Annotated in this window: 17 protein-coding genes; 3 read left to right on the top strand and 14 right to left on the bottom strand. The window is 67.7% G+C overall.

Annotation, left to right across the window (positions count from 1 at the left end; genetic code table 11):
* Positions 1-9 precede the first annotated feature (9 nt).
* The 13 genes from ACRDNQ_RS16025 to ACRDNQ_RS15965 are packed head-to-tail and all read right to left on the bottom strand — an operon-like array spanning position 10 to position 15,480.
* Positions 10-789, bottom strand: a complete 780-nt coding sequence (locus ACRDNQ_RS16025) for a methyltransferase domain-containing protein (protein ID WP_431829695.1) — start codon at positions 787-789, stop codon at positions 10-12.
* Entirely contained in the window at positions 786-2,429 is a 1,644-nt protein-coding gene (locus ACRDNQ_RS16020; RefSeq protein WP_431829694.1) for an amidohydrolase, read from the bottom strand. Before ACRDNQ_RS16020 ends, ACRDNQ_RS16025 begins: the two co-directional genes overlap by 4 nt.
* Positions 2,426-3,319 (bottom strand): dimethylsulfonioproprionate lyase family protein, encoded by an 894-nt coding sequence (locus tag ACRDNQ_RS16015; RefSeq protein WP_431829693.1) that lies wholly within the window; start codon positions 3,317-3,319, stop codon positions 2,426-2,428. The genes ACRDNQ_RS16020 and ACRDNQ_RS16015 overlap by 4 nt, the downstream gene beginning before the upstream one ends.
* Positions 3,319-4,158 (bottom strand): ABC transporter permease subunit, encoded by an 840-nt coding sequence (locus ACRDNQ_RS16010; RefSeq protein WP_431829692.1) that lies wholly within the window; start codon positions 4,156-4,158, stop codon positions 3,319-3,321. The genes ACRDNQ_RS16015 and ACRDNQ_RS16010 overlap by 1 nt, the downstream gene beginning before the upstream one ends.
* Positions 4,155-5,105 carry an ABC transporter permease gene (locus ACRDNQ_RS16005; RefSeq protein ID WP_431829691.1) on the bottom strand — a complete coding sequence of 317 codons (951 nt, stop codon included), beginning with the start codon at positions 5,103-5,105 and terminating at the stop codon, positions 4,155-4,157. Before ACRDNQ_RS16005 ends, ACRDNQ_RS16010 begins: the two co-directional genes overlap by 4 nt.
* A gap of 4 nt (positions 5,106-5,109) precedes the next feature.
* Positions 5,110-6,252: an ABC transporter ATP-binding protein gene (locus ACRDNQ_RS16000; RefSeq protein ID WP_431829690.1), complete on the bottom strand. Its 1,143-nt coding sequence runs from the start codon at positions 6,250-6,252 to the stop codon at positions 5,110-5,112.
* Between the two features lie 40 nt (positions 6,253-6,292).
* On the bottom strand, positions 6,293-7,396 hold the full coding sequence (locus tag ACRDNQ_RS15995) for a polyamine ABC transporter substrate-binding protein (RefSeq protein ID WP_431829689.1): 1,104 nt from the start codon (positions 7,394-7,396) through the stop codon (positions 6,293-6,295).
* 37 nt (positions 7,397-7,433) lie between these two features.
* Positions 7,434-8,645, bottom strand: coding sequence for an aromatic ring-hydroxylating oxygenase subunit alpha (locus tag ACRDNQ_RS15990; protein ID WP_431829688.1), 1,212 nt, complete (start codon positions 8,643-8,645; stop codon positions 7,434-7,436).
* A 1-nt stretch (position 8,646) separates the two neighbouring features.
* Positions 8,647-9,810, bottom strand: coding sequence for an aromatic ring-hydroxylating oxygenase subunit alpha (locus ACRDNQ_RS15985; RefSeq protein WP_431829687.1), 1,164 nt, complete (start codon positions 9,808-9,810; stop codon positions 8,647-8,649).
* Positions 9,810-11,003: an aminomethyltransferase family protein gene (locus ACRDNQ_RS15980; RefSeq protein WP_431829686.1), complete on the bottom strand. Its 1,194-nt coding sequence runs from the start codon at positions 11,001-11,003 to the stop codon at positions 9,810-9,812. The genes ACRDNQ_RS15985 and ACRDNQ_RS15980 overlap by 1 nt, the downstream gene beginning before the upstream one ends.
* Positions 11,000-12,547 carry a phytoene desaturase family protein gene (locus ACRDNQ_RS15975; protein WP_431829685.1) on the bottom strand — a complete coding sequence of 516 codons (1,548 nt, stop codon included), beginning with the start codon at positions 12,545-12,547 and terminating at the stop codon, positions 11,000-11,002. Before ACRDNQ_RS15975 ends, ACRDNQ_RS15980 begins: the two co-directional genes overlap by 4 nt.
* Positions 12,528-14,144 carry a phytoene desaturase family protein gene (locus ACRDNQ_RS15970; protein WP_431829684.1) on the bottom strand — a complete coding sequence of 539 codons (1,617 nt, stop codon included), beginning with the start codon at positions 14,142-14,144 and terminating at the stop codon, positions 12,528-12,530. Before ACRDNQ_RS15970 ends, ACRDNQ_RS15975 begins: the two co-directional genes overlap by 20 nt.
* A 10-nt stretch (positions 14,145-14,154) precedes the next feature.
* The gene (locus ACRDNQ_RS15965; RefSeq protein ID WP_431829683.1) at positions 14,155-15,480 is read right to left on the bottom strand and encodes an aspartate aminotransferase family protein; all 1,326 of its coding nucleotides are present in this window, start codon (positions 15,478-15,480) and stop codon (positions 14,155-14,157) included.
* A 241-nt stretch (positions 15,481-15,721) separates the two neighbouring features.
* Here ACRDNQ_RS15965 and ACRDNQ_RS15960 point away from each other — a divergent pair, with 241 nt between their 5' ends.
* Positions 15,722-16,384 (top strand): TetR/AcrR family transcriptional regulator, encoded by a 663-nt coding sequence (locus ACRDNQ_RS15960; protein ID WP_431829682.1) that lies wholly within the window; start codon positions 15,722-15,724, stop codon positions 16,382-16,384.
* Positions 16,381-17,823, top strand: coding sequence for an aldehyde dehydrogenase family protein (locus ACRDNQ_RS15955; RefSeq protein WP_431829681.1), 1,443 nt, complete (start codon positions 16,381-16,383; stop codon positions 17,821-17,823). Before ACRDNQ_RS15960 ends, ACRDNQ_RS15955 begins: the two co-directional genes overlap by 4 nt.
* Here ACRDNQ_RS15955 and ACRDNQ_RS15950 read toward each other — a convergent pair.
* Positions 17,808-18,701 carry a LysR family transcriptional regulator gene (locus ACRDNQ_RS15950; protein ID WP_431829680.1) on the bottom strand — a complete coding sequence of 298 codons (894 nt, stop codon included), beginning with the start codon at positions 18,699-18,701 and terminating at the stop codon, positions 17,808-17,810. The two genes, ACRDNQ_RS15955 and ACRDNQ_RS15950, sit on opposite strands and share 16 nt — an antisense overlap.
* Positions 18,702-18,803: 102 nt before the next feature.
* Between ACRDNQ_RS15950 and ACRDNQ_RS15945 the strand changes: the two genes are divergently transcribed.
* Positions 18,804-21,248 carry a GcvT family protein gene (locus ACRDNQ_RS15945; protein ID WP_431829679.1) on the top strand — a complete coding sequence of 815 codons (2,445 nt, stop codon included), beginning with the start codon at positions 18,804-18,806 and terminating at the stop codon, positions 21,246-21,248.
* The last annotated feature ends 1 nt before the right edge of the window (position 21,249 follow it).

The following is a 21,249-nucleotide window of genomic DNA, read 5'->3' as shown; positions in this document are numbered from 1 at the left end:
GCGATGACGTCAGGCGGGCTTGCGGGCGTGCAGATGCGTCGGGCAGTGCTCGCCGCTTTCAAGGACGGGCACCATCCGTTCCCAGATCTCGATGTTGTGGGCGACGAAGTCGGCGCCAAGCTCGGCCTCGGCGCCCTTGCGCCAGGGGCCCCTCATGCGCTCGAGCTCGCGCCTTGCCTCTTCGCGGTACCAGGCGTTGCGGCTTTCGATGCGGATGTCGGTGAAGCCCGCGGCCTCGAGCGCGCCGCGATACCGCGCCGGGCTTGCCATGCCGAAGTCGAGGCCCTCGGACGTGATGTAGTCGGCCATCTGCGGCGACGGCGCGCCATCATGTCCGATCAGCCAGTCCGAGGCCACGAACCAGCCGCCGGGTTTCAGCACGCGAAAGACCTCGGCCGCCATGGCATGCTTGTCGGGGATATGGACGATCGAGTCCTTCGAGAAGACGATCTCGAAGGTGCCGGGCGGGAAGGGCAGGGGGCCGGGGGCGACCTTCACAAGGCCGATCCGGTCGTCAAGCCCGGCGGCCCGAACAAGTTCGCGCGCCCGCGCGATCACGCCGTCCTCGACGTCGATCCCGGTGACGTAGCCCGCGCCATGGGCGCGCGCCAGGGCGATGTCGATCCCGCCCGCACCGCAGCCGATGTCAAGCACGGTGCGACCGGTAAAGTCGTGCTGGCCCACCAGCCGTGCGACCTCGTCGGGCCCGCCGGGCGACAGGAAACCTTCGCCCCAGATCTTCTCCAGCAGGTGGATCAGCGATCCTGAATAAAGTTCCGCATCGGTCATTCGGTGTCCCCTCCGTCGAAGCTGTCGTGTCGCCAGACCGCCCGTCCCCGGAAAAGCGTCAGCAACACCTCGGTATCGCCGATCTCGTGCGCGGGACAGCGGAAGATGTCGCGGTCCAGCAGCACAAGGTCGGCCGAAAGCCCGGGCAGAAGCCGGCCGGTGGTATCGCCGCGCCAGCAGGCCCGGGCCGCGTGGCAGGTGTAGCCCGCCACCGCCTCGGCCACGCTCAGGCGTTCGGCCGGAAGGAAGGGCGGGCGGTTGCCGTCGCGCCGGCGCGGCTGGCGGGTGACGGCGGTCTCGATGATCTCGAACGGGTTGAGCGTGGACACCGGGAAGTCCGACGACAGGCAGAAGGGCGCGCCCGCGTCGATCATCCGGCGGAAGGCATAGGCGAAGGGCAGGCGGTCGGGGCCGATCATGTCGATCCACTCGTCGGGAACGACCGTGTCGTGGCGCGCCCAGAGCGGCTGGATGTTCGCCATCGCGCCAAGCCGCGCGATGCGGACGAAATCGGCCGGATCCACCAGCTGAAGATGGGCAAGCTGGGCGAGCGCGGGCCAGGGCGTGTTTGCCGCCCGCGCTGCCTCGAGCCCGTCGAGGGCCGCCCGCGCCGCAAGGTCGCCGATCACATGGACATGGATCTGGAACCGCGCTGCGTCGATCGCGGTGAACAGCGCCGCGATCTGATCGGGGGCGAACATCAAGGGCGCGTTGCCGCCCGCCGCGTCGGCGTAGGGGGCGATCAGCGCGGCGGTCCGGTTCTCGAGCACGCCGTCGAGGAAGAACTTGGCCGCGTTCACGTGAAAAAGCGGCCCGGAATGCGCCGCGCGCCAGCCAAGAAGCCGCTCCAGTGCCGTCTCGACACTGTCCTCGGGCCGGACGATCCCGGCGCCCGAAACACGCAGCGTCAGCGCGTCCTCGGCGGCCAGGGCGGCATAGGCCCGGGCGTGATGGTGGTCGACCAGCGGGTCGACGATGCCGGTGATCCCGTGGCGGTTGGCGTGCGCCTGTCCGGCCCGCAGCCCGGCGATCCGTGTCGTGTCCTCGGTTGCGGGCAGGCGGTCGCGCACCAGGCTTGTCGCCGCCTCGTGAAGCATGCCCGTCGCGCGGCCCGCGCGGTCCCGGACGATGTGCCCCGTCTCGGGGTCCGCCGTCGCCTCGTCGATCCCGGCCATGCGCAGCGCGGCGCTGTTGGCGCAGGCCGAGTGATAGGAGGAATCGTAGATCAGGCAGGGCCGATCGGGCACCGCGCGGTCGAGAAGGGCGGCGGTCAGGTTGTGCTCTCCGAAGATGCCGGCCTGCCAGCCGCTGCCCAGAACCAGAGGTCCGCTCCAGCGCGCGGCGTGGGCGGCCATCGCGTCGAGCAGCGCCTCGACCGTCTCGACCTCCCACAGCGCGGCGCCCGAGACCATGTCGGTTCCGCCGTCGAGCAGATGGACATGGGCATCCTGAAACCCCGGCAGGACCAGCCGCCCGCCGGCGTCGATCGTCCGGGTGCCCGGACCGGCGAGGGCGGCGATCGCATCGGTGCCCCCCAGCGCAAGAACACGCCCGTTCCGGACCGCAAGCGCGGTGGCGCCCGGCAGCGTGGGGTCCATGGTGCGGATGTCGGCGTTGAGAAGGATCAGGTCGGCCGTCATCCGGGCGTCTCCAGTCGCAGGGTGTCCAGCCTGTCCCAGTCGGATGCGGGCAGGACATAGGCCGGGGACGCGATATCGGCGGTCCAGGCGAAGAGGCAGAGGAAGGGCACAGGGCCCACCTTGATCAGGTGTGCCGCGTGCGGGACGTTCCAGACCGGGCGGTGCGCGGGCCTGAGGACCAGCGGCGCGTCCGGGGCGAAGCGCCAGCCATGCGGGCCGGTCAACGGGGCGTAAAGCTCGGGCGCGGCGTGGGCGTGGTCGCGGTAAAGCACATGCGGCGCGACAAGGAACAGGCCGAAGTCCATCCCCTCGACCCGGATCGCCGCGCCATCTTCGCCCAGGATCGAGCAGAAGGCGTGGGCCTTGGGGAAGTGCGGGCCGATCGCGGGGTCGTCGTAGTCGTAGGTGTTCCAGGGCAGGTGCGGCGCGGCAAGGCGGATCGCCAGCGCCAGTGTCGGATGCGTCGCCGCCAGCGCATCGAGGGCCGCGGGCAGATGTGCCGCCACGACCCGGTTTCGGCTTCGTCCGGTCGCCACGGGAAGGCCGCGCCCGCGCGCCAGCAGGGCCCGCGCTTCGGAGATGCCAGGGCCGCCAAGGCCCGAGAGGTAAAGATCGGCCTCGTCGATCAGGTCCTCCACGGCAAGGTCGGGGCGGAACTTCGGCGCGGGCGGCAGGCGGTCCGCGATGCCGCGTGTCCTGAGCAGCGCGGCCGGATCGTCAAGGTCGCGCGTCGCGCAGATGCGATAGACCTCAAGCGCACGCGCGCTCATCGCGCCCCGTTGGTAGAAATGCATCGCCGCGCCATAGCGCGCGCGCGCCGCGCCGGGCGTGCCGACCGGGGCGCGCAGAAGCCGGAGCTGGCGAAGGTCGACGGCACTCCAGTCACGCATCAGCTGTTGTCCTGATAGGCAAGCTGGGCCTCGCGCTCGCGCCGCGCTTCGGCCCGGTTCATCACGATCCCCGCGATCAGCACGCCGATGCCGACCACGGTCACCGTGATCGTCGCCAGCGCGTTGATGTCGGGCGTCACGCCAAGCTTGACCTTCGACCAGATCAGGATCGGCAGGGTGGTGTTGCCGGGGCCGGTGGTGAAGCTGGTGATCACCACGTCGTCGAGAGAGATGGTGAACGCCAGAAGCCAGCCCGCAAGGATCGCGGGCGAGATGATCGGCAGCGTGATGTCCCACATCACCTGCCAGGGCCGCGATCCCAGGTCGACCGCGGCCTCTTCGACCGAGACGTCGGCCTGAAGCAGGCGCGAATGAACGATCGTGGCGACGAAGACCAGCGAGAAGGTGATATGCGCCAGCGTCACCGTGGTGAAGCCGCGCTGCGCCGGCCAGCCGATCCAATCGGCCATCAGGATGAACATCATCAACATGGCGATACCGGTGATCACCTCGGGCATCACGAGCGGCGCGGTGATCATGCCGGAGAACATGGTGCGCCCGCGGAAGCGGCGGAACCGCGCAAGCGCGATCCCCGCCATGGTGCCCAGGATCGTCGCGAAGGTCGCGCTGATTACAGCGATCTTCAGCGACAGAAGGGCCGCGCGCATCACTTGGTCGTTCTTGAACAGCTCGAAATACCACCGGGTCGAGAACCCGCCCCAGACCGTCGCCAGCCGCGAGTCGTTGAAGGAATAGACGATCATCGACAGGATCGGGACATAGAAGAAGGCGAAGCCGAAGCAGAGCATCGCGTAAAGAAACAGCGGGCGGCGCCTCATGGCCTGCCCCGTTCGCGGGCCTCGGCCTCGCGGCTCGCGCGGCCTTCGAGGTAGGTATAGACCATGATCGGCACGACGAGCAGCATCAGAAGCGCCACCGCCACGGCCGAGGCCATCGGCCAGTCGCGCGCGGCCGAGAATTCGTCCGAGATCACCCGCCCGATCATCGGCTGGCCGGCATTGCCGACCAGCGTCGGAATGATCAGCTCGCCGCTTGCCGGGATGAAGACCAGAAGACCGCCGGCCACGATCCCCGGCCAGCTTTGCGGCAGCGTCACGTCCCAGAACACCTGAAACGGGCGCGAGCCAAGGTCCATCGCCGCCTCGTCCAGCGCGGGGTCGAGCTTTTCGAGGTTGGCGAAGAGGGGAAGGATCATGAACGGCAGGTAGGAATAGACCATCACCAGCACGACCGCGAAGTCGGTGTTCATCATCTGGATCGCGCGCAGTTCCATGCTTTCGGGAACCAGCGCGTTCCACCACGAGGTCAACAGGCGGTTGAACCAGGAATTGGAGCCCATCAGCCCCATCCAAGCATAGACGCGCAGCAGGAACGACGTCCAGAACGGCAGGATGACCAGCATCAGAAGCACGTTGCGCCAGCGCTTGCCGACCCGTGTGAGGCCCAGCGCCATCGGATAGCCGATCAGCAGGCAGAAGACCGTGGCGATGCCGGCGTTCACGATCGAGCTGAAATAGGCGCGGATATAGAGCGTGTCGGTGAACAGGCGCTGATAGTTTTCCCAGTTGATGACCGGGTTCTCGCCACCATAGCCGAAGGGCGGAGCGGTGGGGGTGCGTGTCGCCACGCTCATCGCCACGACGATGACGAAGGGGACGAGGAAGAACAGGAGAAGCCAGACATAGGGCGTGGCCACCGTGACCTTTGCCCATCCCCTTTGGTTGAACCAGCTCAGCAGGCGAGAGGTGCGGCGGGCCTCGTCCATCCCGTCATTCCGTCAGAAGGATGGCCGAGGCGGGTTCGAACGACAGCCAGACCTCGTCCTCCCAGTCGGCCACGCGGGCGTGTTCGCCGGCGCGGCGATCGTTCACGCTGTTGACCAGAACGATCGCACCGCTGTGCAGCCGCACGCGGTAAAGCGAGTCCTTGCCGAAATAGGCCAGGCTTTCGACCCGTCCCTGCGCAGAGTCGTCGGTGTCGGGCCGCCTGCGCGAGATCGCGATCTTCTCGGGGCGGACCGCCAAGTTGACCTCCTGGCCGGGCACAAGGCCGGGGATGGCGGCCGCGTCGACCTCGCCGCCCAGGTCGGGCACCAGCACCCGCGCGACGTCGCCGCCGATCGAAACGATGCGGGCGTCGAACTGGTTGATCGAGCCGATGAAGCCCGCGACGAAGCGGTTCTTCGGAAACTCGTAGACATCGGTCGAGCTGCCGATCTGCATGATCCGCCCCTTGTCCATCACCGCAAGGCGCGAGGACAGCGTCATCGCCTCTTCCTGGTCGTGGGTGACGACGACGAAGGTCACGCCAGTGCGTTCCTGAATCGCCATCAGCTCGAACTGGGTGTGTTCGCGCAGCTTCTTGTCCAGCGCGGCCAGCGGTTCGTCCAGAAGCAGAAGCTTCGGCGCCCGGGCCAGCGCCCGGGCCAGCGCCACCCGCTGGCGCTGCCCGCCCGAGATCTGGTGCGGCTTGCGATGCGCGAACTCGGTCAGCTGCACGAGGTCGAGCATCTCGCGCACGCGGTCGCGGCGCTGGGCGGCGGTCATGCTTTCGTGCTTGAGCCCGTAGCCCACGTTCTTCTCGACCGTCATGTGCGGGAAAAGCGCGTAGGACTGGAACATCATGTTCACCGGACGGTCATAGGCCGGCACGCCGGCCATGTCCTGCCCGTCGATCAGCACGCGGCCCTTCGTGGGTTCCTCGAAGCCCGCGAGCACCCGCAGAAGCGTGGTCTTGCCGCAGCCCGATCCCCCGAGAAGCGAAAAGATCTCGCCCTTCTGGATTTCGAAGGACACATCGTCCACGGCGGTGAAATCGCCGAAGCGCTTTGTCACCTGTTCGACGGTCACGAAGGGTGGAGATGTCCGGGCAGGGGCGGCCGTGGCCGCCTGCCCGGGTGCTGTGCTTGTCATCGCGTCCATTTCGCCGGGACCTGCCAGGCCGTCCCCCGTCTCAGCCCGACTTCACCCGCTGCCAGGCGCGGGTGACCATGCGGTTCATGTCCTCGTCGTCGGGCGTCGTCACGAACAGCCGCGAGATCGTCTCGTCGTCGGGATAGACCGCCGGATCCTCGAGGATGTAGTCGTCGACGAACTCTCGGGCCGCGTCGTTGGCGTTGGCGTAAAGCGTGTAGTTCGTCGCGGCCGCCACCACTTCGGGGCGCAGCATGTAACGCAGGAATTCGTAGGCGGCCTCGGTGTGCGGGGCGTCGGTGGGAACTGCCCAGACGTCGAACCAAAGCGGCGCGCCGGTCTTGGGCACGACGTATTGCAGGTTCAGCTCGATCCCGGCCTCGGCTGCGCGCGCCGCCGCGACCCCGTAGTCGCCCGACCAGGTGTTGGCTACGCAAAGCTCGCCGTTCGGAATCGCATTAAGGTAGTTCGTGTTGTCGAAGGTGCGGATATGGGGCCGGATCGGTTCGAAGGCGGCCACCACCTTTTCGAAGTCCTCGGGGCTCTTGCTGTCGCCATCAAGACCCAGATAGGGCAGCACCATCTTCATGATGTCGGTCGGGCTGTCGAGGATCGAGATCCCGCAATCGGCCAGCTTGGCCGCGTTTTCGGGCGAGAAGATCGTCGCAAGGTCCTCGAGGTCGGCATCGGGCAGGCGTTCGCGCACCATGTCGACGTTGAACGTGAACCCGACCGAGCCCCACATGTAGGGCACGACGTGCTTCAGCCCCGGGTCCCAGCCTTCGAGAATCTTCATCAGCGTGGGGTTCATGTTCTCGAGCCCCGGCAAGGCCGCGTGGTCGAGTTCCTGGAAAACGCCCGCCTTCACGAACATCGGCATCGAGACGCCGGCCGCAAGCGTCACGTCATAGCCGGTGGCCCCGGCCAGCATCTTGGCCTCCATCTCCTCGGACGAGGCGTAGGTGTCATAGACGACGCGGATGCCGGTTTCGGCTTCGAAATCCTCAAGCGTCGTCTCGCCGATGTAGTCCGACCAGTTGTAGACGTTGACCTGTCCGGCCTGCGCCCAGGACGGGCGCACGAAAGGGGCGGCGAGCGTCCCGCCCAGCAGGGCGATGGACGAGCGGCGGGTAAGTCTGGTCATGGGTTTTCTTCCCTTTCTGGTCTTGTTCGCGATGATGCTAGACCGAGATGTCTTCGGCGCGAAGCAGATCGTTGTTCCTTGCCGCGACTTCCCCTTCGGAGGGGGTGTCACGAAGTCGTGTGACGGGCAGGATCCGGCGGATCTGGTCGTGGTGATTGCGCACGCCGTATTCCAGATCGGACAGGTGGAACTCGTCGAAGGCCGACGAGCGCATCGATTCGTTCGACCAGATCGACAGCTGCTGATCCTCGAGCCCGGTCTCGCGGTCGATCCGGTAGGCGAGATAGCGCGCAAGCCGCGTCGCGCGCGTTTCGTTCGGGCGTCGGTAGATGCGCCCGCGCAGCTCGGTCTCGCCCAGGGCGCGCGGCACCTCCTGGTAGTATTGGGCGCTTTCCGGGGTGAAGGCGATGACCGCGTTCGGGAAAAGGCCGAAGTAGGTCCAGCTGCGCCGCAGCCGCTGCGGCAGATGCTCCTGCACAGGCGCGATCTTGAGGTAGTGGCGCACCGACCAGAGCCGCCCGGGATGGTCGCCGAATTCGGCGTAGGAGGCCGAGATGCCGTTCGTGTAGGCTAGGTCACGATAGGTGCGGCCGTAAAGGTCCTGCAGCGCGGGGTGGGCCATGGCGACGTGATAGCCCTCGTTGTCGACGTCGCGGACCGACTTCCAGTTCACCGGCAGCGTCGCCGTCCACGCGGTGTCGCGGGCCGGAAGGAAATCCGCCGCGCCATAGGCCGTGAAATCGGCCGCGAAGGGCGCGAGCAGCGTCTTGACCGACGGCTGTGGCCCGGGATTGAAGCGCACGAAGATGAAGCCGTGCAGGATCTCCATCTCGACCGGCTTCAGCCCGAAGTCGGCGCGGTCCAGGTCGCCGAAGGTCTCGGGGCGCGACGGGCCGCGCAGCGTGCCGTCGGTGTTGTAGACCCAGCCATGGAACGGGCAAACCAGCGCCGACCGGCAGCGTCCCGCGGGACCGTCGACAAGTCGCGCGCCGCGGTGGCGGCACAGGTTGTGGAAGGCGCGCACCACGCCGTCGCGGTCGCGGATCACAAGCGCGCGTTCGTCCAGGAAGTCGAAACTCAGCCAGTCGCCCGGTCCGGGGATGTCGCTGACGTGCCCCGCGATCTGCCAGTGGTTCAGAAACAGGTCCGTGCGCTCGAGATCGAACAGCGCCTGCGAATGATAGGTCCAGGCCGGCAGGCCGCGGCGGTCCCAGGTTTCGGGTTTCTGGCGCTTGACTGTCTTGTTCATCTCAGCTCTCCGCCTTCAGGTTCGGAACGTCGTTGCCCACACGTTCAAGCACCCAGCGATGGAAACGCGCGATGTCGAATTCCTGCGGCATGAGACGCCCCGAGACATAGGCCGGCGACCGTAGGCCGCGCTGGTTCATCTCGCAGGCGGCGGCATCCTCGGCGATGACGGTCGAGGCGAAGTCGACGACGTCCGACAGGTCGAAATCGGGCCGCGCCAGCGTTTCGGGCAGGAACAGCCATTCGGCCTTGAGCCGCGTTTCCTCGGGCGAGATCGGGGTCAGGGTCATCGCGCGCACATAGTCGACATGCGCCACGACGAAGCTGCCGGGATAGGTCGTGACGAAGCGGTGCCCCTCGGCGCGTTCGGCCGCGGTCAGGCCGTCGAACACCGGGCCGCAGGGGCGGCCGCTCACGGTCCAGGTTTCGGCCCCGTCGGCATAGACCGGGCCCGGGGCCGCGGCCGTCTCGGCGCTTTCCGCGGGCGACATGATGCCCTTGGCATAGACCGGCACGCGCGCCGACAGTTGGGAATGGATGCCCGGACAATGCAGGCACTCGTTGTAGTTTTCCCAGAAGATCTTCCAGTTGCAGGCGATCGTCGTCTCAAGCCGGTGCCCGACGACAAGCCGGTCCATCGGCCAGTTGTCGAGCGCGGCAAGGCTCAACGCGGCGTCGGCGATGCCGATGTCGGGGGCGAAGGCCGGCGGGGTTTCTGCCAGGCAAAGGAAGACGAAGCCATTCCAAAGCCGCAGCGCCACGGGCAAGAGGCCGTTGTCTTCCTTGCGGAAATCGGCAGTCGGCGTGCCGAACGCGGTCGACACGAGGCGCCCGTCGGTGGCATAGGCCCAGGCGTGGTAGGGGCAGGTGACAAGCTTGCCCCGCAAGGGCTCGGTTTCGGCCGCGCACAGCTCGGCCCCGCGGTGGCGGCAGACGTTGTGATAGGCGCGCAATTCGGCCCCGTCGCGCAGGACGATGACGCTTGCGCCCGCGATCTCGACGCGGCGGATGGTGCGGTCGGGAAAGCTGTCGATGCGGCCCGCCGGCACCCATTCGCGTGCCCAGATCCGCGCGCGCTCGGCCTCGAACCAGGCGGGGTCGAAATAGGCCTGCGCCGGCAGTGTGGACGGGCAATGGTCGAGAAGGGGGCTGTTCATCGCGGTCATCAGAACACTCCGGGTGGGGTCGCGCGGCGGCGCGGCGGGGCGAAGAAGGGCCGGTCGACGACTTCGGCCTTCAGCATGAGCTTCACATACTGCAGTTCGCGCCGGGCATAGACCTCGACCCAGAGGTTGTCGCGCTTGGGGCCGTGGTAGGGTCGCAGCACCTGCGCCAGTGCGATGTTGCGCTTGGTCGTGGGTGACCAGACGGCGGCGCTGATGTAGCCCACCTCGCGCGTCTTGTTGTGATAGATGAGCGATCCGTCGGCGTCGATGTTGCCGTCGATGTCAAGCCCGACCAGCGCCCATTTCGACCCCGCCCGGCGTTCGGCCAGAAGCGCGCGGCGGCCGTTGAAGTGGCCCTTGTCCCAGTCGATCAGCCAGTCGAGCCCCAGCTCGAAGGGCGACCGCACGCGATCCTCGCGCAGGGCCTGCTCGGCGGGGACGAAATCCATGTTGGTGATGATGAAGCCCGCCTCGATCCGGGCCATGTTCAGCGCGGTCGAGCCGATCGGCCGGATGCCCCAGGGCGCGCCGGCGGACATCAGGTGATCCCACAGTGCCAGCGCCTGCGCGGGGTCGATCCAGAGTTCATAGCCGAGGTCGCCCGTGAAGCCCGTGCGCGAGACGCGCAATTCCGTCCCAGCGAAGTCGAAGCGCGCGATGCGGAACGGCTTCAGGCCGCTTACGTCGAAGCCTGCCGCCTGAAGCACCGAGGCCGTGCAGGGGCCCTGAAGCGACAGTGCGGCGATCTCGTCGGTGATCTCGGTCACGGTGACGTCGAAGCCGTCGGTGGCGTCGAGCAGCCAGGGCAGGTGCCGTTCCTGGCAGCAAAGCAGGAAGTCCTCGGCGCCGAAACGGAACAGCGTGCCGTCGTCCAGCACCTTGCCCGCGTCGTCGCACCAGACGGTGTAATGCACCGCGTCGACCGACAGCTTCGAGGCGCTGCGCACCGTCAGGCGGTCAAGGTAGGCGGCGGCGTCCTTCCCGGTGATGCGGTACTTCACCATCGGGCACAGGTCATAGACCGAAGCGGCGTTGCGGATGGCGGTGTATTCCATCTCGGTGTCGCCAAAGCTCAGCGCCGAGACATAGCCCGCCCAGGGACCCCAGTCCGACAGCCGGTTGGCGGCGGCGGTTCGCGGATGGAAGGGCGAACGGCGCAGCGGTTCGAGGTAATGCAGGCGCGGGTCGGTCATGCGCGGCCCCCCAGGATGCGGCCGGCGGCGTTCCAGCCCGATGCCCCGGAAATCCCGCCACCGGGGTGGCTGCCCGCGCCAGCAAGCCAGAGGCCGGGAAGGGGGCTTTCGTACTGCGCCGCCCCGTGGAAGGGGCGCAGGAACAGCATCTGTTCGACGGTAAGCTCGGCGCTGTGCCAGTTGCCGCCGGCCAGGCCGTAGCGCTGTTCGATGTCCCAGGGCATCAGGATCTCGGCGTGGCGGATCAGGCCGCGAAGGCCGGGCGCGTGATCCTCGAGCACCGCAAGCGTGTTCTCGAGCATCGCGGCGCGCGCGGCCTCGCGGTCGGCGGGCGCGTGCGGGGCGTACTGGACGATGGCCGACAGGACATGGTGGCCGTCGGGCGCGAAACCCGCGTCATGCGCCGACGGGATCACGATTTCCATCACCGGCCGTTCGGGCACCTCGCCGTATTTCACGGGGTTGAAGGCGCGTTCCACCGCGTCGACCGAGGGCGCGATCACAAGCCGGTGGCGCAGGTCGGCCCCGCCGAAATCGGGGGCGCCGGCCAGCGCGAGGTGAAGCTTGGCCGCCGCGCCGCGCGACTTGATGCCCCGGACCTGCCGCAGCGTGCCTGTGTCCAGATGGGCGGGTCCGGCAAGCTGGCGCAGCGTCGCCTGCGGCGAGATCGCCGAGACGACAAGGCCCGCCGCGATCTCTTCCCCCGTGTCAAGCGTCAGGCCCGCCGCCCGGTCATCGGCCACGCGGATCGCGGCGACGCGCGCGCCGGTGCGGATCGTGACCCCGGCCCCGGTGGCGGCGGCGACCATTGCTTCGGCCAGGGCGCCCATGCCGCCCTTCGGCAGCGCCAGCGCCCCGCGCTGACCGCCGGCCTCGCCCGCCATGCGGTTCAGAAGCGGCAGCAGCGAATTGGGCGATCGCGGTCCCAGCCACGACCCCAGTGTCGCGTCGAAGGCGACAAGTCCCTTGAGCCGGTCGTCCGACAGGTCGTCCTCGAGAAGGTCGGCCACGTTGATCAGGAAGACGCGCAGCAATTCGCGCGTCTCGGCCCGGCCCATCCGGCGCAGATCCAGCCCCATGCGCGCCAGGCCCTTGAAATCGTTGCCCGCCTTCCGCGACAGGCGCGGCGGCGTCATCTCGCGGAAAGGCGCCAGCAGGCCGGCGAAGCGGTCAAGCCTGCGATAAAGCTCGTCCCAGGCAAGCGCGTCGGTCGCGTCCAGCCCTTCGGCCCGGCCACGGCGGATCGTGAGCGGCTGCTGGCCAAGCGCGGTCGTGGCCATGTCGGCCTCGGCCAGGGTTAGGCCATGCCGCGACAGTTGCAGTTCACCGGCTACCCGCCGGTCGAGCATGTTGAGCACATGCGCCAGCCCGCTGACCCGGTAGCCGGGCGCGAATTCCACCGTCGACGCGCCGCCTCCGCAGGTCTCGGCCGCCTCGAGCAGCGTCACCCGCCGCCCCGACTTCGCCAGACGAGCCGCGCAGGCCAGGCCGTTGGTGCCCCCGCCGATGACGACGATATCGCGCTCAGAGGACGGCATAGGCATTCCTCATGTCCTTGGCCCCCAGGCGCGCGTCGCGCAGGATCTCGGCGGCAGCGTTGCGACCCGGCGCGCCCATCACTCCGCCGCCCGGATGAGTCGAGGACCCGCACATCCAGAGGTCCTTCACCGGACTGCGGTACTGCGCATAGCCGGGCACGGGGCGATTGAAGAGCAACTGGTCGAAGGTCAGTTCGCCCTGGAAGATGTTGCCCTCGGTCAGGCCCACCTCGGCCTCGAGTTCGCGCGGGGTGCGCACCTCCATGTGCAGGATCCGGTCCGAGAAGCCGGGCGAAAAGCGCTCGATCTGGTCGACACAGGTCCGCCCGAAGGCGTCGCGGTCGGCATCGGTCCAGTCGCGTCCTTCGATTCTGGGAGGCGCGTACTGCACGAAACAGGACATGAAGTGTTTGCCCGGCGGGACCATCGTGGGGTCGATCATCGTCGGAATCATCACGTCCTGGAAGGGGTCGCGGCTGAAGTGGCCGGATTTCCAGTCGTCATAGGCGCGCTCCATCTTGGCGACCGAATCCGTGAAGTGCAGGTCTCCGCGCAGCATCGGCGCGCCCTCGGGCAGGGCGGGGAAGACCGGCGCGGAATCAAGCGCGATGTTCAGCTTGCCGCTTGAGCCGCGCGTCTTGAACCGTCGGACCGAACGGACGAAGTCCTCGGGCAGCTTCGCCTCGTCGACGTGGTGCAGGAAGGTGCGCTTGACGTCCATCCCCGAGACGACGCGCTTGCCCCGGATGACTTCGCCGTCGTCCAGTTCGACCCCGACGGCGCGCCCGCCCTCGACCAGGATGCGCGCCACGCCCTTGCCCGCGCGCACCGTGCCGCCCGACGCCTCGAGCGAGGCCTGAAGCGCCTTCGTGATCGCCCCCATGCCGCCACGGGCAAAGCCCCAGGCGCCGACGTTGCCGTCGACGTCGCCCATGTAGTGGTGAAGCAGCACGTAGGCCGAACCCGGCGACATCGGCCCAAGCGCCGTGCCGATGATCGCCGAGACGGCAAGGTAGGCCTTTATCACCGGGCTTTCGAAGTAGTCGTCAAGATAATCCGCGATGCTCATCGTCCAGAAGCGGATCATGTCGGCGATCTGCGCTTCGGACAGCTCGAGCACCCGGCGCGCGAGGAAGGCAAGCTCTCCCAGATCGCGCGGGCGCATCCGAACCGGGTCGGGCGGCGTGCGCATCAGCAGCGGCCGGATGAACCGGCAATGGCGGATGATGTCGCGCGAATAGCGATCGTAGGCTTCCGCGTCATGCAGGCTGTGGCGGGCGAACTCGCGCCGGTTGGCGTCGTGGTCGCGGAACATCCCCAGGTAGCCGCCATCCTCCTTCAGGACCGCGCCGCCCTCGTAGGGCAGAACCTGCAAGCCGAAGCGCGGCAGTTCCAGATCGCGCATGATCTCGGGGCGGAACAGCGAGCAGACGTAGGAGCAGTTCGAGTAGAGAAAGCCGGGATGAAGCTCGCGGCTGACCGCCGCGCCGCCGACCCAGTCGTTCTTTTCGACCACGACGACCTTCATGCCGGCGCGGGCCAGATAGCAGGCCGCGACAAGCCCGTTGTGGCCCGCGCCGACGATGATTGCATCGATTGCCATCTGCGGCGCCTCAGGCTACGGCAAGCTCTTCCATCGTCATCTCGACCGACCATTCCACCGCCCGCAGGGTATCCTTGAGGCAGGCGGCATCGTGGGCTTCGCACATGAACCAGGGCTCGCGGCTGTCGGGCTCGACGATGATGCCGGCGTCGTGCAGGTGCTCTGCCATGGTGTCGTAGAAGGTGTAGTCCGAGTTCTTCCAGTCGCGGTAGTTGTCGGGCGGCGTCTCGGCAAAGAACAGGCCGAACATCGACGGATGGCCGGTGAAGCTGTGCACGATGCCGCGTGCGTCCAGGATCTTGCTGATCCCGTCCATCAGTTCGGTGCCATAGGCCGCGATGTTTTCCAGCGCGTCGGTCTCGTCGAGGATGCGCAGCGTCTCGGCCGCCGCCGCGATCGACACGGAGTGGGCGGTGTAGGTGCCGCCATGCGCCGCGCCGCCGAAGCGGAAGGTGCGCATCACGTCCTCGCGTCCGCCGATGGCCGAAATCGGATAGCCGTTCGCCATGGCCTTCGCGAAGGTCGAGATGTCGGCCCGAACGCCCATCAGTTCCTGGACGCCGCCGCGCGCCACGCGGAAGCCGGTCTTGACCTCGTCGATGATCAGAAGCGCGCCGTACAGGTCGCACAGCTCGCGCGCCTTCTGGACGTATTCCTTGTTGGCCGAGATGGCGCAGCAGTTGCCCTGGATCGGTTCGATGAGAAGGGCGGCGATCTCGTTGCCGTGCAGGCGGAAGATGCTTTCCAGCATTTCGGGGTCGTTCATCGGCGCAAGGTGGGCCAGCTGGCGCAGCGACTGCGGGATCCCCTTGGAATAGCTGACCTTGCGCGGCTCGCGGCCGCGCTCGGGCTCCCAGTCCTCGACGTCGACCATCCACATCGCGGCGTCGAAGAGGCCGTGATAGCTGCCTTCGATCAGCACGTAGGATTCGCGCCCGGTGTGCGCGCGGGCCAGCCGGAGAGCGGCCATCACCGCCTCGGTCCCCGAATTCGAGAACCGCACGAGGTCCACGCTGGGCACCATGCCGGCGATGCGCTCGGCCACTTCGAGCTCCTTCTCGGTCGACAACGCGAAGACGCCGCCGACCTCCATACCCTTGCGGGCCGCCGCGTCGACGCGGTCGTCGGCGTAGCCCAGGATCGCCGGGCCATAGCCCAGGCGGTAATCCACGTATTCATTGCCGTCGATGTCCCAGACGCGCGCGCCCTTGCCGTGGTCCACATAGACCGTGCGGTCGTCGCCCCAGTATCGGAACGACGAGGCCACCCCGAGGGGCAGGCGCTTGAGGGCTTTCTTGAAATGGGCGTTGGAACGCTTGAGCGAACGGGGTTTCATCGGAGTACCTGTCTGTTTGATGGTCCCTGCGCGCGACGTTGGCGTCGCGCATGCCTGGCAGGTGCAAGGGCCGGTGTGGGGTCAGGGTGCTCCAATATTGACTGGACAGTCAATCAAAATCTTGCAAGTTTATGAAGGAAGCGTGCGGGAAAACTGCGCTGGCGGCGTGGCGGCCTTGAAAGATGCCGCTACGTTACCTACCGACTCTACAGGGTCAGAAGCGAGGACGAGCGACGCCACCATGCCTGACGGATCCGAATCAAAACGCCGCCGAAAGGGAAGCCGCGAAGAACGGCGCACCCAGTTGATCGAGGCGACGATCGAGGTCCTGTCGCAGAACGGATACGCCCGGACCACGCAGACCGAGGTGGCGAAGAAGGCCGGGCTTTCCCACGGTCTGGTCAGTTTCCACTTCGCCACCAAGGAAAAGCTTCTCGCCGCGACGCTGGCCTTCCTGGCCGAGGAATACCGCCAGAACTGGGTCGGCGCGCTCGAGGCGGCTCCGCCCGAGGCGGCGCTGCAGCTTGACGCGCTTCTGCGGGCCGATTTCAACCCGCAGATCTGCACGCAGGCGCGGCTTTACGCCTGGTGCACCTTCTGGGGCGAGGCGCAGTCGCGCCCGATCTACCAACAAAGCTGCGGTTCGAACGACCAGGAATACATCGAGGTCATGGAGGGCATCTGCGCGCGCCTCTGCGTCGAGCAGGGCAGCCCGTTCGACCCGGTTCTCGTCGCACGGATGCTGCGCGTCGCGGTCGAGGGCGTGTGGCTTGACATGATCACGATGACGAATCCCTACAGCGCCGAAGAGGGGCTGCGCAGCGTCCATACCTGCGCCTCGGCTTTCTTCCCGGCGCTGTTCTGTGAGCATGGGCTGATTTCGGAACAGGCGGTGAAAGCATGAGCGCGCACGACAGACTTGGCGAATTCTACATCGACGGCGGCTGGGTCGCCCCCTTGCCGGGCGCGGGCGCGGCCGAGTTGATCGACCCTGCCACCGGGCGCGGCTATGCGACGCTTGCCCATGGCACCGAAGCCGACGCCGAACGCGCCATCGCCGCCGCGCACGCGGCCTTCCCAAGCTGGTCGTCGGTGCCCTTTGCCGAACGGCTGGCGCTTCTCAAGCGCATCCTCGAGATCTACGACGCCCGCTCCGAAGAGATCGCCCAGGCCATCAGCCAGGAAATGGGCGCCCCCATCACCTTCGCGCGCGACGCCCAGGTCTGGGCGGGCAGCGCGCATCTGGGCGCCACGATCGAGGCGGCCGAGCGCTTTCACTGGGAGGAACGGCGCGGCGAGACGCTTCTGATCCGCGAAGGTATCGGGGTCTGCGGCCTGATCACGCCGTGGAACTGGCCGATGAACCAGATCACCTGCAAGGTCGCGCCCGCGATCGTGGCGGGCTGCACCATGGTGCTGAAGCCCTCCGAGATTGCGCCGCTCTCGGGCCTGATCTGGGCCGAGATCATGCACGAGGCGGGCACGCCCAAGGGCGTCTTCAACCTGGTGAACGGCACCGGACCCGAGGTCGGGCAGGTGCTGGCGCGCCATCCGCTGGTCGATATGGTGTCCTTCACCGGCTCGACCCGCGCGGGCACGGCCGTGGCCACCGCCGCCGCGCCCTCCGTCAAGCGCGTCGCGCAGGAGCTTGGCGGCAAGTCCGCCAACATCCTTCTGCCCGACGTCGATCTCGAGACGGCTGTGGCCGAGGGCGCGAACGCCTGCTTCGCCAACTCGGGCCAGTCCTGCGATGCGCCCACCCGGATGCTTGTCCCTGCCGACCGGCACGACGCGGCCGTCGCGATCGCGGCCGGCGTGGCCAACACCGTGAAGGTGGGCGACCCGCGCGACGAGGCCACCGACCTTGGCCCGGTCGTGAGCCGCCTCCAGTTCGACAAGATCCAGCGTCTCATCGAGGCCGGCATCGCCGAGGGCGCGCATCTGGCCGCCGGCGGCCCGGGACTGCCCGCCGGCACGAACCAGGGCTTCTACGTGCGCCCGACCGTCTTCGGCGGCGTGACCAACGACATGACCGTCGCGCGCGAGGAAATCTTCGGTCCGGTCCTGTCGATCATTCCCTACGACAGCGTCGAAGAGGCCGTGCGCATCGCCAACGACACGGTCTATGGCCTTGCCGCCTATGTGCAGGGCACCGACATGGCGCAGGTGCGCGCCGTCGCGCGCCAGATGCGCGCGGGGCAGGTGCAGATCAACTATCCGGAGTGGGATCTCTTCGCGCCCTTCGGCGGCTACAAGCAATCCGGGAACGGCCGCGAATACGCCGACTGGGCCATCCACGACTTCTGCGAGGTCAAGGCTCTGGTCGGCTACGGCGCGGACTGAAGGCCCGGTTGCGGCGCCGCGCGCGACGGGCGCTGGGTGAAGCGCGCGCGCAGAAGCTTCATCAGTCGCCGGTGGCTGGCGCGGTGACGGTTGCGCAGCAGCACCGCGCCATAGACTGGCTGCGTGATCGCGGGCGCATCCGCCACCAGCCGCGCCTGACCTGACGCGGCCAGTGCCAGCGCCGTTTCGTCCAGCACATAGGCGGTTCCGCCCAGCGTCGCGAGAAGCCCCGCCACGGTGGCGTTCTGCCCGCTCGAAACGGGCGCGGTCGACAGGCCGGGGTGAAGCTGCGCATGGGTCTGCGCGAAGGCCGGCGAATAGTTGGCCAGAACGTAGCGGGCCGTCGTGACCTCGGACAGCCGCTCGGTGTCGGTCGAGACCATGCGATACCCGATCTCGCCGATCGTCTCGAAGTGGATGTCGCGGCCGCCTTGCGGCGTGAACAGCATCGCCAGGTCAAGTCCGCCGGACGCGAGGTCGGCGCACATGTTCGCCGAATAGTCGGCCTCGACATAGACCGAGACGCCGGGAAAGGCGGCTAGGAAGGCGTTGACCCAGTCGCCGATATGGGCGGCGGCAAGGTCATGCTGAAGGCCGATGCGCAGCGTCATCGCGCTGTCGCCGGCATGCCGCGCGGCATGCAGCGCCTCGGCCCAGGCTACGCGAAGGCTTCGGGCGTGCGGGGCGAACATCAGCCCCTCGGTGGTCAGTTCGGTTCCCGACCGGCTGCGCTGGAAAAGCCGCCGTCCCAAAAGCTTCTCCAGCGCCCGGACCCGCCCCGAGACGGTCGACTGCGTCACCCCAAGGCGTTCCGCCGTGCGGTTGAAGCTGCGCGTCTCGCACAGGTCAAGGAAGGTGTCGATCAGTTCGGGGTTCATCGGCGCTCCTGATCGGGATTTCCGATCAATAACGATGCGTCGGCGGAATTGAAAGCCCGCCCGGCGCGCGGGTAGTCTGCCGTGAAACAGGAGAGAAAACGCATGTCAGGGACGTCCGAGTCCGCGCGCGTCGTGATCATCGGGGGCGGGGCGGTCGGCGTTTCGTCTCTTTATCACCTGGCGAAGGCGGGATGGACCGACTGCGTCCTGCTCGAGAAGAACGAACTGACGGCCGGGTCCACCTGGCACGCGGCCGGCAACGTGCCGACCTTCTCGACCTCCTGGGCGATCATGAACATGCAGCGCTATTCGACCGAGCTTTACCGCGGTCTGGGCGCGGCGGTCGACTATCCGATGAACTACAACGTCACCGGCTCGATCCGGCTGGCGCATACCCGCGCGCGGATGCAGGAGTTCGAGCGCGCCCGCGGCATGGGCCGCTATCAGGGCATGGCGCTCGACGTTCTCGGCCCCGACGAGATCCGGGCGAAGTATCCGTTTCTCGAGACCCACGACATCGTCGGCGCCCTTTACGACCCCGCCGACGGCGACATCGACCCGGCGCAGCTTACACAGGCGCTGGCACGTGGCGCGCGCACCCTTGGCGCCCGCATCGAACGCTTCCGCCCCGCCACCGGCGTCAGCCGCGAGGGCGGCGAATGGATCGTGCACACCGACAAGGGCGACATCCGCTGCGAGATCGTCGTGAACGCCGCCGGATACTACGCGCAGCGGGTGGCGGAATGGTTCCGTCCCTTCGGCGGGCGGCGCCTGCCGATGGCGGTGATGAGCCATCAATACCTTGTCTTCGAAGAGGTGCCCGCGGTGCGCGACTGGGCGCAATCGGTGGGCCACAAGCTGCCGCTTCTGCGCGACGTCGATGTCTCCTACTACCTGCGGCAGGAGAAGAACGGCTTCAACCTTGGCCCCTACGAACGCGCCTGCCGGCCACACTGGGTCACGCCCGACGATCCCCTGCCCGAAGATTTCAGCTTCCAGCTTTACCCCGACGACCTTGACCGCCTGGAACCCTACATCGCCGACGCGATGGCGCGGGTGCCGGTGCTGGGCGAGGCGGGGCTTGCCAAGGTGATCAACGGCCCGATCCCCTATGCCCCCGACGGCAACCCGCTGATCGGCCCGATGCCGGGGGTTCCGAATGCCTTCGAGGCTTGCGTCTTCACCTTCGGGATCGCGCAGGGCGGCGGGGCCGGCAAGGTGCTGGCCGAATGGGTGATTGAGGGCGGCACCGAATGGGACATGTGGTCCTGCGACCCGCGCCGCTTCACCGACTTCACGGACCACGACTATTGCGTGGCCAAGGCGGTCGAGGTCTATGGCCACGAATACGCCATGCACTTCCCCTGGCACCGCTGGCCCGCCGCGCCCGACCGCAAGGTCTCGCCCGTCCATGACCGTGTGAAGGCGCTGGGCGGTCAGATGGGTGCTTACGGGGGATGGGAGCGGGCGAACTGGTTCGCGCGGCGCGGCGACGACACGTCGGAAGAGGCGACCCAGACCTGGGGCCGCGCCGGCCCGTGGGAATCGCGTATCCGCGAGGAATGCGAGGCGGTGCGCGACGGAGTGGGTGTTCTCGATCTGCCCGGCTTCTCGCGGTTCCACCTGACGGGGCCGGGAGCGGGCGAGTGGCTTCTCACCCGGATTGCCGGCGGCCTGCCAAAACCGGGGCGCATTGCGCTGGCCTATTTCCCCGACGACCGGGGGCGGATCGTCACCGAGATGACGGTGGCCTGCAACGCCGAAGATGACTTCACCCTGATCACGGCGGCGGTCGCGCAATGGCACGATTACGAGTGGTTGGCGAAGACGCTTCCCGACCGGCTGACGCTGACCGACCGGACGCGCGAGATGTCGACGCTGATCGTCACCGGCCCGAAGGCGCGCGCGCTGTTCGCCAGGATTTCGGATGCCGACCTTGCGTTGCCGTGGCTCAGCCACCAAAGGGCCCGCGTCGCGGGCCGCGAGGCGGCGCTGGCGCGGGTGTCCTTCGCCGGCGAACTGGGGTGGGAGGTGCACGCCCCCCTCGACGCCGTCCCCGCGATCTACGAGGCCGTGCTGGCCGAAGGCGCCGTACCCTTCGGCATGTGGGCGCTGAACAGCCTGCGCCTTGAAAAGGCCTATCGCGCGTGGAAAGGCGATCTGTCGACCGACTACACGCTTCTCGAGGGCGGGCTCGATCGGTTCATCCGGTTCGACAAGGCGCAGGACTTCCCCGGCAAGGCCGCGCTTCTGTCCGAGAAGCAGCGCGGATCGCGGAAACGCTTTGCCGTGCTGACCATCGACGCGGACGACGCCGATGCGCCGTCGATGTCGACGATCTGGCACGATGGCAAGGTGGTGGGCGAGGTCACGAGCGGTGGCTGGGGCTATCGCGTCGATGCCTCCATCGCGCTTGCCGAGCTTCGCCCCGACCTTGCCCAGCCGGGAACGCGCGTCGAGGTCGAGATCTTCGGCGACCGCCGCCCCGCACTTGTCCATGGCGACGGCCCGCTCTGGGACCCGGCGAACGAAAGGCTTCGGGCCTGAC

The organism is Saliniferula longa (assembly GCF_050789285.1).
GTDB lineage: Bacteria > Pseudomonadota > Alphaproteobacteria > Rhodobacterales > Rhodobacteraceae > CAVPWP01.
The sequence above is the reverse complement of the archived record's forward strand: the minus strand, read 5'-3'. Positions and strand labels throughout refer to the sequence as shown.